This window comes from Bilophila sp. (genome assembly GCF_057864385.1).
The window spans coordinates 1-14,421 of sequence record NZ_DBMAFI010000072.1 but is presented as its reverse complement, the minus strand read 5'-3'; the positions used below and the strand labels follow the sequence as shown (position 1 = coordinate 14,421).

The following is a 14,421-nucleotide window of genomic DNA, read 5'->3' as shown; positions in this document are numbered from 1 at the left end:
CTTTCTCCAGAAAGTTTCCCCTCCCTCTCCCCAAGGTTCCCTCAATCCCCCTTTACATCCTCCCCCCTGTGCCGCTTTTCGGCGTACATGGAGGCGTCCGCCATTCGGAAAAGCCCGGTATAGTCGGCTGCGTCGTCGGGGAAAGCCGCCATGCCGATGCTTGCGGACATGGAAAGGCCGTCCGGCAAAGGGAACGACAGCCCGCGCCTGAGCTCCCCGATGCGCCTTTCGAGGGCATCCCTTGAAGGAACATCCAGGAAAAGCGCGATAAATTCGTCGCCGCCGATGCGCCCGGCGATGTCCCCTTCATTGAGCATGGCGCTTAGGCGCCGGGCCGTCTCAATGAGCGCATGGTCACCGGTGAGGTGGCCGCATGTATCATTGATCTGCTTGAAATGATTTACATCAATTACGGCAAGCACATGCATCCCCGCGCCGGGGGGCTGCCGGAGGCAGGCTTCGATGCGTTTTCTGGCCGAACTCGCGTTGTAGAGGCCGGTGAGCGGATCAAGCTGCGCCTTCTTGCGGAGCCGTTCCGTATTGCGTTTTTCCGTGTCGATGTCCGCGATTTCCCCCACGATCCGCACGGGCTGGCCCGATTCGTCGGAAATGGCCACGGCCTGAACCCGGCACCAGAGAACCCCCGATGGCTGCTTGAGGAAGCGCAGTTCAGCCGGGGCGGAACGGCCCGACAGTATCCGGCTGAAGAACTGGCGGTAGAGCGGCCTGTCCTCCGCGTGGATGCAATGTTCCGAAAGCGAGCCGGAAGCCCCGTCCACGGCGGGATCGTACCCGAATTTTTCCTTGAAGCGGGGAGAGAAATAGGAGCGGCGGATCACAAGGTCGTGTTCAAAAATGATGCGCTCGGAAAGCTCCGTGAGGATGCGGTAACGCTCCTCGCTGATCTTGAGTTCCTGCTGCGTCTTGCGCAGGGATGTGATGTCCATGACGATGACGTAGAACCATGAGCGCCCGTTTTCATCGTGCACAAGCTGCGCTTTGTCGAACAGCCACAGGATGCGCCCGTCCGCCTTGGTCACGCGGTACTCCACCATGTCGTAGTCGCTGCGCTTGATTTGCCTGTTGATGGAGTCGAACACGCGTTTGCGGTCTTCCGGGTGGACGAGGTTGTCGAACCGGTTGCCGTAGGTTTCCTTGAATGAGTCCCGCGAGTGCCCGATCAGCTTGAGGAACCCTTCGCTGATATAGTCGAATTCCAGCTTTTCATCGTTGCTGTAGCGGAAAAAACCGCCGGGGATGTTTTCAATGACCGTTTCGAGGAATTGCTTGGCCCGCCGGAGGCGCTTGGCCTGCCGCCCCTGCATCCTGAGCACGAGCCAGAGGAAGAGCATGCTCAAGCCGATGAAGAACAGCATGAGATAGAGCACTTCCCTCTGGATGGTGCCCACATTGGCGGCCAGCGTGTCTTCCGGGACGATGGAAAAGATGTGCCACTCCGTGGAGGTGAGTTCCAGCTTGCTGTGCGCCATGTAGTACGGCCTGCCGTCGTAGCTGAACAGCCCCCCGCTGCCGAAGGCGTCCGGTATGCCATGATCGGGCGAGCCGGGGGCGCTTGGGGGGATGAGTTCCGCGATGTTGCCGTAGCGGGCCAGTTGGACGGAGCCGCGCCCCCGGAACAGGATATGCCCTTGACTGTCGGTGACGAGCACCTGCCCGCTGCCGTTGAAAAGGCGGTCGTCGATGGACATGATGAAGGCGTCCGTCTGTACCGTTGCGAAAAGGGCGCCAAGGACTTTGCCTTTATGGATGATGGGGGAGACGTAGACGTTGATGGGGTTGTCGTCGGTCTTGTCCACGAGCAGGATGGAGACGGAGGGGGAACCCATGAGCGCCTTCCTGAAATAGGGCCGGTTCCGGGCGTCGAAGGTCAGGCCGTCCGTGGCGTGGGCCATGCCGTCGGGGGTGATGTACCCCATGCGCTTGAGCCCGAGCGTATCGACGGCCCCCATGAGCAGGGGGATGATCGTTTCAGGGGAGCCTTGCCCAAGCTCCCCGAAAACATGGGCCAGCACCTCGACGGCCTGGATGGTGCCGCACATATCCGTTTTGATGGCGTTGGCGTACTGGCGCGTCACTTCGGCGAGCTGCGCTTCGGCCTGTTCCTGGATATTCCGCTTCGTCCTGCTGAAATAGACGAGGAAGACCACGGCGAGCGAGATGGCCGCCACGAGGCAGTACAAAGCATAGGTACGTAACCCTTTCCATTCTTTTTGATCCATAAAGCTTCCCCGGAAGAAGTCTGTCGCCTTTGAGAAGGATAACGCGTGTCGATAAGCGATGTCCAGAGGAAGCCAAGAACGGCGGGATGTCCATGCACGAAATAAAATATCCTACATTGTTATGAACAACCGTATCCGCCCGATCATTCATAGCTATTCACTTGCATTGAACCCCCGATGCCTGTACAAGGCGGAACAAGAGAGGGTTTCCTATGGAAATATGCACGGTGGCCACCCGGAGCCGGGAGGAGATGGTGGACATCACGGGGCACGTCTGCGCCGTGATCCGGGAAAAAGGCTGGAGGAGGGGCGTCGCGGCGCTGTTTTGCCCGCATACGACCTGCGGCCTGACGATCAATGAAGGGGCCGATCCCGATGTGCGCCGGGACATGACGGCCTTTTTCAGCCGCACCATACCGCACGGGGGCGGGTGGCGGCATGGGGAAGGCAACAGCGACGCGCACATCAAGGCGAGCCTTATGGGGCCGTCCCTGTTCGTGATTGTGGAGGACGGCGAACCGCGCCTCGGCACATGGCAGAGCGTCTATTTGTATGAAGGTGACGGCCCGCGCTCCCGTTCGATTTGGATCCAGTGGCTGCCCGCCCCAGAGGACGCCTGATTTCCGTGCCCGGCGGCGTGTGCCTTGGCGCCCCCTAAGCGGCCCCGCGTCCGGCATCCATTCCGGAGGCGGAGGGGCTTGCCTGCCCCGTGTCTTTTGGAAGGGCTTCCTGATGCGGCCCTTCCTGCCCTTCCGCCCTGCGCCGGGCATTCCTGTAGCGCCCGTGCCCGTTCCGCAGCATTTCCTCATGAATCATCTTGAGAAACAAAAGCTCGTCCATGTTCAGCGCCATCGCTATGAGAAGCAGGACGTTGAGGGTGGCGTTTTGCCGGCGGCCCTCAAGCTGGGCGATGTGAATACGAGAGAGGCCAGCGAAATCAGCAAGTTTTTGCTGCGATAGCCTGGTCTCCCTTCGGGCGCGCCGGAGTACGGCAGCGATAGCGCTTTTCAATCCCGGTAGATCTTCCATGCCGGGAGATCTAGCCCAGACTTGACAAAAAGATGTATTCTAAAACATACAAAAATGAGACTCCAACCAGGTTATCAGGGCGTTGGCCCGCTCCTGCGTACTATGAGAGGCACCCTAAATGGACTCCAATTCCTTCGACGAAATTTTCCGCAGGTTTCAGAGCGTAACCGGTACGAGCACGCAACAGGAATTGGCGGACGTGCTTGGCATCAAGCAATCGACCATTTCCGAATCCAAAAAGCGCGGCACAGTGCCTCCCGGCTGGTTTTTGGCTCTGTTCGAGATGCGCGGGGTGAACCCCGACTGGCTCAAGCAGGGCAGGGGCCCCATGTATCTCCGCACTGAAGACGGGCGCTATATGGAGCCGGAACCTGCCTCCACGCCGCTTGGACGGGGCATTTCCCTGCCTTATTACGATTCCGATCGCGTGCAGGGCGGCGTATGGGAGCCTTCGGGGACGATCATGCTCCCTGAGCCGTATGCCGGGAAGGGGTTCCGCGTCCTCCGCATAACGGGTGACAGCTTTTCGCCCACGGTGCGGCAGGGGGCTTTCGTGGGGGTCGACACGTCCAGCGTCCGGCCTTCCAGCGGCAGCATCTTCGCGGTGTCCGTGCCTTTTGAAGGGATCGTCATCAAACGGGTGTTCTGTGACAGCGACACGCTCCTGCTCCGTACGGACAACCCGCTCCACCCATCCATGTCCATCCCGCTCACTGAAGCCGGGAGGCTCGTCGGCAGGATCGCTTGGGTTTTCCAAGCCATGTGACCCGGTATCGCCAACACTCTTTTGAGCCCCCGGAATCAGGGAGGTTCCACACGGCTTGCCCCGCCCGGCATTCCGGGCGTTGCCGTGCGCCCGCACGGGAAAACCATCCGCTGCGGGACGGTGGCCATCCTCGCGTAGGGTGCGCCCGCCCGTATGGGGAAGACGCTTTTCTTGTCGGCAGCCCGCGCCCAGTCCGGGGGTGCGTCCGCCCACATGGGGAATGTATCCGTGCGCGAGCGGTTGGATCGCGGGATGAACGGGGGCGTCCGCCCGCAGGGGGAATGTATTTCCATCGACCGGATTCGGGCTGTCAGTGACGAGGTGCGCCCGCCCGCATGGGGAAGACGCCGTCAAGGGGTTCACCATCGGGACGGCAAAGGGGGTGCGCCCGCATGGGGGATGCACGGTAACATCCGACGGCTTCCCCTTCCTGCACCCATCCCCCCCACAGGCAAAAACAGCACAACCATCGCCGCCAACCAAGGGGCATCGGGAGCCTGCTAGTCCTTTTCTTTATTCCACTCTTGTATCATGGCATCGAATTTTTTCGCTTTTTCATACAAGTGGGAATTGACGACCGTGGCCTTGCCGCCTTTCGCTTCCATCATGACGGATCAGATGCATTGATCCTGAGTGAAAGAGAGCGTGAAGGTGCCTGCGTTTTTTTCCGAAACCTCTTTCAAGGCATTGATGGAAGGCTCAAGCAGCTCGTCCGCACAAAGGAATTTGCCGGAAGGGTCGCTGATCGAAAAATAAAGGCTCATATTGCAAATCCTTTTCCAAAGGCTCTGTTATAGTATGTGGTTGTTTCATCACAACCATCGCCGCCAACCAAGGGGGCACCGGGAGCCCGCTAGTCCTTTTCTTTATTCCACTCTTGTATCATGGCATCGAATTTTTTCGCTTTTTCGTACAAGTTTGGATTGACGACCGTGGCCCTGCCGCCTTTCGCTTCCATCATGACGGACCAGATGCATTGATCTTGAGTGAAAGAGAGCGTGAAGGTGCCTGCGTTTTTTTCCGAAGCCTCTTTCAAGGCATTGATGGAAGGTTCAAGTAGCTCGTCCGCGCAAAGAAATTTGCCGGAAGGATCGCTGATCGAAAAATAACGGCTCATATTGCCAATCCTTTTTCAAAGGCTCTGTTATAGTATGTGGTTGTTTCATCACAACCATCGCCGCCAACCAAGGGGGCACCGGGAGCCCGCTAATCCTTTTCTTTATTCCACTCTTGTATCATGGCATCGAATTTTTTCGCTTTTTCGTACAAGTGTGGATTGACGACCGTGGCCCTGCCGCCTTTCGCTTCCATCATGACGGACCAGATGCATTGATCCTGAGTGAAAGAGAGCGTGAAGGTGCCCGCGTTTTTTTCCGAAGCCTCTTTCAAGGCATTGATGGAAGGCTCAAGCAGCTCGTCCGCGCAAAGGAATTTGCCGGAAGGATCGCTGATCGAAAAATAAAGGCTCATATTGCAAGTCCTTTTTCAAAGGCTCTGTTATAGTATGTGGTTGTTTCATCTCCACAGTGCGGTGGAACATACAGCCTCTTTTCCCGTTTTCCCCTTGGCGGGAACCACGGCCAAGGCATTTTGCCGGTTATCCCTTTGGAGCTTCAAGGAAAAAAGCATCAACCGTTTTCTATAACACAGCCTTTTCAAAAATGTGCCAAACAAAAGGGATACAGCACAAAGGCACTAGGGCAACAATACCGGAAAAAAGCCCGGAGCACTACTGTAGACTTGCTGTCCGCCGCCAAAACGTCTAGTTACGGGACTGGGGCCCGCCATCGGGCTAAAGGGCTTCCCGTTCCGCAACAGGCGGGTTCGGCGGGCGGCTTTTCCCCCTGTGGGCCGATGGGCACGGATTCTGCCGCGTCTTTAAGAAAAAGGGGGAAGGCTTCTCCCCCGGCGGGCCGATGCGCAGGGCGGCGCTTTGGGATGTGCGGCAAGGCGGTACCCCGGCTTGAACCGGCCCCCCCACACACTCACTCACACACTCTCTCTCAACAGCATGTTTTCATTTACTATATGAAGTCGGAAGGAATGATCCCGTATTTCTTCAGTTTGAGGTAGATGGTCGATCGCTTGAGGCGGAGCAGGGCTTCAGCGCCGTCCGGCCCGCAGACTTTCCCGCCCGTCTGTTCAAGCACATAACGCAGATAACGCTCCTCAAGCTCCGGGATCGTGGGAAAATCCGGAATGGTGAAGGCCCCCGCAGCCGAGCCGGAGGCGGCTGATCGGCTGGGCGACACCAGTTCGAGCAAGGGCGCGTTCAGGATGACCGCCCGCTCAATGATGTTCTTGAGCTCCCGCACGTTGCCGGGCCAAGGGTAGTTCAGGAGGCAGGCCCGTTCCGCACCCGTAAGCTGAAGGGGCGGCCTGCCGTAACGCTGGCAATAGGTTTCCACGAACGCCTCCGCAAGCCCGATGATGTCTTCGCGGCGTTCCCGCAGCGGGGGAACCCGCAGGGGCACCACGGAGAGGCGGTAAAACAGATCCTCACGGAAGCGGCCTTTGGCGACCTCGTCGCGCAGATTGCGGTTGGTGGCGGCGACGAGGCGGAACCGGGATACGATTTCGGCCGTGCCGCCCACGCGCATGAAACGTTGGTTCTGGAGCACGCGCAGCAGCTTGACCTGCATGCTCAGAGGCATTTCCCCCACTTCGTCGATGAAGAGGGTTCCGCCGTCGGCCATTTCAACGTACCCGATTTTCTGGCTTGTGGCCCCGGTAAAGGCCCCTCTCTCGTGCCCGAAGAATTCGCTTTCAAAGAGCTGTTCGGGCGTGCAGGCGGGATGGACGGCCACAAAGGGCCCCTTGCGCTGGCTGAAGAGGTGGAGCTGCCGCGCGAAGACGTCCTTCCCCGTCCCGGTTTCCCCATAAAACAGCACGGCGGCATCCGTCATGCCGACCTGCCGCACCTGTGCGGCGAGCTGCTTCAGCCCTTCGCCGATGATGGGGGCTTCCCCCGTGTTTTTTTGGAGCGTTACGGCGTTGAACTTGGCGTTTTGCCAATGGATTTCCTGTTGCCGCATGTCGTCGAGGCGCAGCGCAGTCCGCACTTCCGCGGCGAAGAGCCGCGCCAGTTCACCGAGTTCGCTTTTCTTGAGCTGCGTCAGAAAGCCCGGCCCGAACCGCGTGTCGAGATACAGCAGCCACGGCTGCCGCCCGCCGACGTTCAGGGACAGGCAGACCGCCCGCCGTTCCCGATCCCCCTTCCTTTTGCTCAGGCAATCCGCAACCCATGCAATCCGGTCGCGCATGGACGGGCTTTGCAGCTCCGTCCGGGTAAGGTTCACCGAGGCGGCGCATTCTACGGGATGCCCGCCCGCCGAGGGCCTGAACAGCGCGGCGCGTTCGGCCTTGAGTTCGAGCTGGGCGACGTTGACGATGCGCTGGAGGTTGTCCTCAAGCGTCTGCCGAATGGGGACGTCATTGAAGGCGTCGTGGCAGCGATCCATGAGCTCTTCTTTCAAGAAGCGGGTATCGACAGTGGGGACGCCCGGCGAAAAGACGTCGCTGTCCCTGTCCCGCGTAGCGAGGATCGAGATTTCGAGGGGGCTCATGCCCGCGTGGGACGCCCGGCCTATGGACTCCGAGACCAGCATGCGGAGGGGGCGGGCCTCGTCATGGCGTCCGAGGCTTTCCAGCGTGTTCGCCAGTTCGTGGCGGGCCAGGGCCAACTCCCGCACATCCTGCGAAGGGGCGAGGCAGCCGATGCTTTGGCGGAGGAGGCTTACGGGATCGGCTGCCTCCGCATCCCATCGGCCCGCTTTGCCGTCCCGCAGGCACAGGGCCTTGACGCGGAGCGCCGCCCCGCGCCGCTGGCGGTTGGGGCTGCGGAGAAAAGATTCGAGGGTATCCCGGAAGGCGTAGCGGGGAATGTCGGGATACCCCGCCTTTGCGAAATCATACAGCATATCCAGAATATAGGGATCGACAAAAGGGGAGTGGGGCGAACCCGCGGCGATGGCGTTTTCGGTTTCGCGGCGGAGGATGCGGTAGGCGGCGCCGGGCCGCCCGTTGAGGTAGTGGTAGAGCGCCAGACCGCGTACCGTGCTGGAGAAGATCTTGGGATTCTCCACCGGATGGGTGCAGGAGAAGAGGAAGTCCAGATGGTTAAGCGCGTCGTCCCAATCGCCTTTGCGCAGCAGCAGGAAACAGAGATGGGTCAGCCAGAGCAGGGAGAAGGTTTTTTCCCCGGCAAGCTCGGCGGAGTGGCGGGCGGATTCCACTGTCCCGACGGCGAGGGTGTAGCGGCCGAGGTACATGGCCGACTGGCTGATGCTCATGGCATGGAACAGGGCGATCCGGTCGAGCCAGTCGCCGGGCTCCCCCTGATGGACATGGCTGCGCAGCGAATCCGGGTAGTCGCCGCTGATGGCGTAAAGCAGGCCCGCGAAACAGGCGATATGGTTTTTCATCTCCTGTTCGCAGGCGTCCTTGAGGCGCAGGAATTCGACCTCAACTTCGCTGATGTCCCACGGCTCATCGGGAAGCTCCAGGCTGATCAGCCGCATGTAGTTTTTGAGGATGCCGATGAGGGGGCGGAAGCGTTCGTTGCCGCCGTACCCCGCGAGTTCGTAGGCGATGGAGGAGAGCCTGAAGGCCAGCGGGATGTGGCGGTTGGCGAGGATGCACATGCTCTGGAAGGTCAGGGCGAGCTTGCCGTACAGACAGCTTTCCACGCCTCCGGCGCCGTGCAGGTGGCGCTCGCCCCATGCGATCAGGAAGCGCAGCGCGCATTCCATGCAGATGATGCTGCCCGGACGCCGTTTGCCGAGCCCTTTGCCGATGGCCTCGGCAATGGCGGTGCAGTCGTCGAGCGCCATATCAGGAGATCCGAGCCGTGCGAGCGCATGTGTGAGGCTGCCCGGCGAGGCGTTCCGGGCGACAAGGCGCGCGAGCCCGTCCCGCACGGCATCCGGAAGGCTGGGGCAGGCCCATGCGTCCGGGCCGCCGGCCCGGACAACGAGCCCTGCGCCGAGAAGCGGCTCAAGGAAAGAGGCGATGGCCTCTTGCGGTTTTCCAGCCAGTACGGCGAGTTCCTGCGTCAGGAGCGGGCGTCCGGCGGCGTGCAGGGCTGTGACGAGCACGGCTTGGGAGCGGTTCAGCGGACGGGGCATGGATACCTCCAAGGGCCGGGGAAAGGGAGCCGTCTGCGGCGCGGTACGTGCGGCACAGCGGAAGTCCCGGTTTCTGTAAATGGCTGTGCCATAGAAAGTCGCTGATGCCTTTTTCCCTGAAGTCCCAAAGGAATAACCGGCAAAATGCCTTAGCCACGGGTTCAGCCAAGGGGAAAACTGGGGAAAAAGGCTGTATGCCCACCGCGCTGTGGAGATGAAACGGCCACATGCGATGCCGGAACCTTATAAAGATGTCTCGCTGAAATGAAAAGGCCTTGATGCGGAAAACGTCCGTTGGAAACCGGGGGGTTACGATACGCCCGGCTTCCGCGTTTTCCGGCAGGGAGCCCGTACCGGATTGGGGCTGGTGCGCCCCTTCCCCGGAGGGGCGGCATCTCCCGGAACAAGCCCTCGCCGCAGGCATCAAAGCGTGTTCCTTCCCTTGAGGGGCGGCATGCAAAAGGAGCCTATTACAGGTGAAGGGCCCAAGTGTGTCCTTTCCCCGGAGGCGCGGCATTGGAAAAAGGGGCTCCTGCGCGCTGTTCCGCTTCGGCACAGCCGTTTGGCAAAACCGTGGACAATCCATTTGTGCTTAAGGGGACAATTGAAAAGAGCCGTATCTGATGAAACAACCTCATTCCATAACGGGGCTTTGGAAAAAGGCGGCGTCTTTATTTTTGGATGATTCCAGTTTTCTGGAAAGCTGCCGAGGCGTAGGTGCAATGGAGGTTCTTTTTCAAAAAAAGAATTATCTTACGGTGATTTGATAAAAAGGGGATTTCCGTTTTTGCCTCCGCCGACCGTTTCCCTAGGGCTTCCTTTTTTCTTTTATCCTGTTTATTCAGTATGTTATTTTTATAACGGGCCCGTTCTGTCTAAAAAACTGGACTGAAGGGCCTTTCGTTTTCTCCCCTTATGTTCGGACGGATTGCCGTCGTTTTAAAAAAAATAATAAAATAAGTGTAATATAAATATTTATTCCGGCTCTTCACCGTTGGCATGCCGCTTGCTCTAAAAAGGGCAATCGTGAACAACAGCTTAACAGAGGAGCCATCACTATGGGTACGGCAACGCAGATCTACCGGAACGGCACGATATTGACGATGGATTCACGGGGGAGCGTGGCCAGCGCGCTGGCCGTCGAGGGCGGCCTTGTCCTCGCTGTGGGGACAGAGGAGGAAGTCATGGCCCATGCGGGGCCGGATACCGTCGTCACTGATTTGCGGGGACGGACTATGCTGCCCGGCTTCATCGACGGGCACAGCCATTTCGTCTGGGCCGGGCTTATGTTCGCCACACAGCTCGATCTTTCCTCCCCGCCCGTCGGCAAGGTGAAGGACATCGCCGAAATCCGCGATCTGCTCAGGGAAAAGGCCGCCTCCACGCCCAAGGGCGAATGGATTCTGGGATACGGTTATGACGACACCGCCCTTGCGGATCGCCGCCACCCGCTCGCGTCCGACATGGACGACGTGACGCCCGATCACCCGGTGCTCCTGCGCCATGTTTCCGGGCATTTGTGTTCCTGCAACAGCCGGGCGCTGGCTCTGGTCGGCTATGATCGGAATACGCCCGATCCCGTCGGCGGGATCATCCGCCGCGACGCGCACGGCAACCCCAACGGCGTGCTTGAGGAACCTCCGGCGATGAACCCCGTCGCCGAGCTGCTGCCCGAACCGTCCGAGGAGGACTGGATGCGCAGCGTCGCAACCGCCTGCGATGCCTATACCGCAAAGGGCGTTACGTCCGCGCAGGACGGGTTCACCCAAGAAAAGCAGTGGGCGCAGCTCCGCAAGGCCCATGAAAAGGGCCTGCTCCGCAACCGCGTGCAGATCCTGCCCGGCCTCGGCTGCTGCGATCTCAGCCAGTTCGCTTCCCACGTTTCCGGTACGCCGCTGACCGCCGACGGCAAGATCAGCCTCGGCGCCGTCAAACACCTCGTCGACGGCAGCCTGCAGTGCTATACCGGCTGCCTGAGCAATCCCTACCACAAAATCATCTACGATCTGCCGGACGGCCCCCTGTGGCGCGGGTACATTCAGGAAAACCCGCAGGGCTTCATCGATCGCATCGTCGCCCTGCACCGGGAAGGCTGGCAGATCGCCATCCACGGCAACGGCGACGAGGCCATCCAGCTCATTCTGGACGCCTACGAGGAGGCGCAGAAGCGTTACCCCCGCGCCGACGCGAGGCACATCATCATCCACTGCCAGACCGTGCGCGAGGATCAGCTTGACCGCATCAAGCGCCTCGGCGTGGTGCCCTCGTTCTTCGTCGTCCATACCTATTTCTGGGGCGACCGCCACCGCGACATCTTCCTCGGCCCGGATCGCGCCCGGCGCATCAGCCCGCTCCGCAGCGCCCTGAAGCGCGGCATCCGGTTCAGCAACCACAACGATACGTTCGTGACCCCCATAGATCCCCTGCTCTCCGTGTGGTCGGCGGTCAACCGCCTCACCAGCAGCGGGCAAGTCCTTGGCGAGGAATACACCATTTCCGTTATGGACGCGCTGCGCAGCGTAACCTCGTGGGCCGCGTATCAGGCCTGCGAGGAAACGAGCAAGGGCAGCCTCGAACCCGGCAAGCTGGCCGACATGGTCGTGCTTGGGGACAACCCCCTTGCCGTGGACAAAAAGGCCATCCGCGACATCCCGGTGTTGGCGACCATCGTCGGCAATGAGCTCGTATACGGGTCGCTGGAATAGCCTTGCCGGAAATCCGGCGGCGCGGGGCGTTCCTTCCCGCCTCCCCTGCCGGGTTTCCCTGCCCCCCTGCATTTGCGGGTTCTCCCTGCCTTGACGATCTCAGCCTTACAAAGAGAGGGATTCATGGAAGCGTCGTTTTATCCGTATCTGGGTGCCTTGTGTTGGATCGGTGTGCTGCTCATGCTTGGGACGTTAATCCGCGCCAAGGTGCCGTTGTTCCAGAAGCTGCTGTTCCCTTCCTCCCTTATCGGCGGGCTCATCGGGTTTGTGCTGATCAACCTTGATCTGATCGGCATGCCCACCTCCACCGGCTGGAAGGACATCACCCCGAATATTTTCAGCATGATCACCTTCCACTTGTTCGCCTTCGGCTTCGTGGGCATCGGCCTGCTCCAGACCAAGAAGCCCGCCAGCGGCAAGGTTGTGATGCGCGGCGCCCTGTGGATAGCGCTTGTATTCGGCCTGCTTTTCTCCGTGCAGGCGCTCATCGGCAAGGGCGTTTTCGTGCTGTGGCAGGAGCTGTTCGGCGGCACGTTTGAAACCGTCAACGGCTACCTTCTCGGCGCGGGCTTCACGCAGGGCCCCGGCCAGACGCAGGCCTACGCGACCATCTGGCAGGGTTCCTATCAGACCGCAAACGCCCTGAGCGTCGGGCTGGCCTTCGCCGCCGTCGGGTTCCTCGTGGCGGGCATCGTGGGCGTGCCGCTGGCTTTCTACGGCATCAAGCGCGGCTGGTGCACCGGGGGGCGTTCCGGCGAACTGCCCCAGAACTTCCTGCGCGGCCTCATGGATCGCGGCGACAACCCTCCCTGTTCCCACAGCACCACCCACCCCGCCAACATCGACAACCTCGGCTTCCATTTGGGCCTCATGGCGGCGATTTACGGCGTGGCCTATCTTTTCGGGCTCATGTTCGCCAACTACATGCCCGCCGGCATCGCCGGGCTGGGCTTCGGCCTGACCTTCTGCTGGGGCATGTTCCTCGCCATGCTGCTGCGCAAGTTCATGGCTAGGGTCGACATCCTGCACCTCATCGACGGCGAAACGACCCGGCGTCTGGTCGGCGGCTCCGTGGACTTCATGATCTGCGCCGTGTTCCTCGGCATCGAAATGGAGGATCTTCAGGAAGTGCTGCTGCCCTTCATCGTCGCCATCATCATCGCCACGTTCATCACCTTGATCCTTTGCGTATGGTTTGGCCGCCGCTCCCCTGAGTACGGCTTTGAACGCTGCCTGATCATGTTCGGCTACGCCACGGGGACGGCGGCTTCGGGCCTGCTGCTGCTCCGCATCGCCGATCCGGATTACGAAACCCCCGTCGCGGTGGAAGGCGGCCTCATGAACGTATTCACTTGCCTGACCTTCCTGCCGGTCACGCTGTCCATGCCGTTCGCGCCGGTGGAGGGATACCCCATCGTCTGGGTCTTCGCCGCCATCATCGTTGTGACGCCCATCGCCATGTATCTCTTGAAGCTCATCCGCAAGCCCGCGTTCTGATCCCATCGGAAACGGGCCGCACGTGAGGGATGCGGGGGTACCCCCCCGGAGGAAAGGGAATGCCGGGACCCCTCGCCCGGAGTATCTTCAACCCCAAAGGAGAGAGGAAGATGAAGAGACTGATGACGCTTTTGCTGGCTGCCGGTTTGGTTCTTGGCGCAACTTCCGCTGTGAAAGCGGCGGACTTCAAGATGTCCGGCCTGATGCAGCACCGTGTGTCGTTCGCCGACCGCAACTTCGCGAAAGGCAACGGCGACGACAAGATGCGGGCTGCCAGCCGTATCCGTACCCAGATCGACGTGATCGCCTCGGAATCCCTGAAGGGCGTGGTATTCTTTGAAATCGGCCACCAGAACTGGGGCAAGTCGGCTGAAGGCGCATCCCTCGGCACGGACGGCAAGGAAGTCAAGGTACGTTACAGCTATGTCGACTGGGCGATCCCGCAGACCGACGCCAAGGTGCGCATGGGCCTCCAGCCGTACGTCCAGCCGACCTTTACCGGCATCGGCTCCCCGATCCTCGACGCCGACGGCGCGGGCATCACCATCACCAACCAGTTTACCGAAAATGTGGCCGCGAGCCTGTTCTGGCTGCGCGCCGAGAACGACAACGACCCTGACATGGCGGAGCATGACGCCCACGACGCGATGGACTTCATCGGCCTGACCGTGCCGCTGACCTTTGACGGCGTGAAGGTGATCCCGTGGGGCATGGGCGCCTTTGTCGGCCATGACAGCTTCGAGGGGGAGAACCAGTTCGATAGGAGCTTCCCCATGACGCAGGGTATGCTCCCCCTTGCCGGCAAGGGGGAGCTCGCGGACATCGTGGCCTCCAGCGACAAGGATCACGGCAGCGCATGGTACGGCGGCATCACCGCTGACGTGACCGCCTTCGCCCCCTTCCATTTCGCGCTTGATGCCGCCTACGGCAGCGTGGATCTGGGGACGAGCAAGCTCGACGGCAGGAGCTTCGACGTGAAGCGTTCCGGCTGGTACGCCGCGTTCCTCGCCGAATACAAGCTGGAATCCTGCACCCCCGGCCTGCTGTTCTGGTATTCC

12 protein-coding genes are annotated in these 14,421 nt (G+C 60.6%); 6 read left to right on the top strand and 6 right to left on the bottom strand.

Annotated features, from left to right (window positions below):
* Positions 1-41: 41 nt before the first annotated feature.
* Entirely contained in the window at positions 42-2,240 is a 2,199-nt protein-coding gene (locus ACZM8Y_RS15580; RefSeq protein ID WP_482334701.1) for a sensor domain-containing diguanylate cyclase, read from the bottom strand.
* Between the two features lie 212 nt (positions 2,241-2,452).
* Between ACZM8Y_RS15580 and ACZM8Y_RS15575 the strand changes: the two genes are divergently transcribed.
* The gene (locus tag ACZM8Y_RS15575) at positions 2,453-2,860 is read left to right on the top strand and encodes a secondary thiamine-phosphate synthase enzyme YjbQ (RefSeq protein WP_308771689.1); all 408 of its coding nucleotides are present in this window, start codon (positions 2,453-2,455) and stop codon (positions 2,858-2,860) included.
* Between the two features lie 34 nt (positions 2,861-2,894).
* Here ACZM8Y_RS15575 and ACZM8Y_RS15570 read toward each other — a convergent pair whose 3' ends face one another.
* Positions 2,895-3,269 carry a helix-turn-helix domain-containing protein gene (locus tag ACZM8Y_RS15570; RefSeq protein WP_302553869.1) on the bottom strand — a complete coding sequence of 125 codons (375 nt, stop codon included), beginning with the start codon at positions 3,267-3,269 and terminating at the stop codon, positions 2,895-2,897.
* A gap of 118 nt (positions 3,270-3,387) precedes the next feature.
* Here ACZM8Y_RS15570 and ACZM8Y_RS15565 point away from each other — a divergent pair, with 118 nt between their 5' ends.
* Both ACZM8Y_RS15565 and ACZM8Y_RS15560 read left to right on the top strand, forming a co-directional pair.
* Entirely contained in the window at positions 3,388-4,035 is a 648-nt protein-coding gene (locus ACZM8Y_RS15565) for a LexA family transcriptional regulator (protein ID WP_302553871.1), read from the top strand.
* Between the two features lie 171 nt (positions 4,036-4,206).
* Positions 4,207-4,539: a hypothetical protein gene (locus tag ACZM8Y_RS15560; RefSeq protein ID WP_489501875.1), complete on the top strand. Its 333-nt coding sequence runs from the start codon at positions 4,207-4,209 to the stop codon at positions 4,537-4,539.
* Positions 4,540-4,649: 110 nt separating this feature from the next.
* Here the strand turns inward: ACZM8Y_RS15560 and ACZM8Y_RS15555 are convergent, their stop codons facing one another.
* The 4 genes from ACZM8Y_RS15555 to ACZM8Y_RS15540 form a co-directional block, all read right to left on the bottom strand.
* Entirely contained in the window at positions 4,650-4,799 is a 150-nt protein-coding gene (locus ACZM8Y_RS15555; RefSeq protein WP_483971593.1) for a hypothetical protein, read from the bottom strand.
* Positions 4,800-4,888: 89 nt separating this feature from the next.
* Positions 4,889-5,152, bottom strand: coding sequence for a hypothetical protein (locus tag ACZM8Y_RS15550; protein ID WP_489501874.1), 264 nt, complete (start codon positions 5,150-5,152; stop codon positions 4,889-4,891).
* A gap of 89 nt (positions 5,153-5,241) precedes the next feature.
* Positions 5,242-5,505 (bottom strand): hypothetical protein, encoded by a 264-nt coding sequence (locus ACZM8Y_RS15545; protein ID WP_302553874.1) that lies wholly within the window; start codon positions 5,503-5,505, stop codon positions 5,242-5,244.
* 554 nt (positions 5,506-6,059) lie between these two features.
* The gene (locus ACZM8Y_RS15540; protein WP_479858880.1) at positions 6,060-9,161 is read right to left on the bottom strand and encodes a sigma-54 interaction domain-containing protein; all 3,102 of its coding nucleotides are present in this window, start codon (positions 9,159-9,161) and stop codon (positions 6,060-6,062) included.
* A gap of 1,058 nt (positions 9,162-10,219) precedes the next feature.
* Between ACZM8Y_RS15540 and ACZM8Y_RS15535 the strand changes: the two genes are divergently transcribed.
* The 3 genes from ACZM8Y_RS15535 to ACZM8Y_RS15525 form a co-directional block, all read left to right on the top strand.
* On the top strand, positions 10,220-11,866 hold the full coding sequence (locus ACZM8Y_RS15535) for an amidohydrolase (RefSeq protein WP_337430929.1): 1,647 nt from the start codon (positions 10,220-10,222) through the stop codon (positions 11,864-11,866).
* Between the two features lie 123 nt (positions 11,867-11,989).
* The gene (locus ACZM8Y_RS15530) at positions 11,990-13,363 is read left to right on the top strand and encodes a sodium/glutamate symporter (protein ID WP_479858881.1); all 1,374 of its coding nucleotides are present in this window, start codon (positions 11,990-11,992) and stop codon (positions 13,361-13,363) included.
* Between the two features lie 110 nt (positions 13,364-13,473).
* The coding region (locus ACZM8Y_RS15525; RefSeq protein WP_489501873.1) for an outer membrane homotrimeric porin at positions 13,474-14,421 on the top strand (948 nt) is incomplete at its 3' end.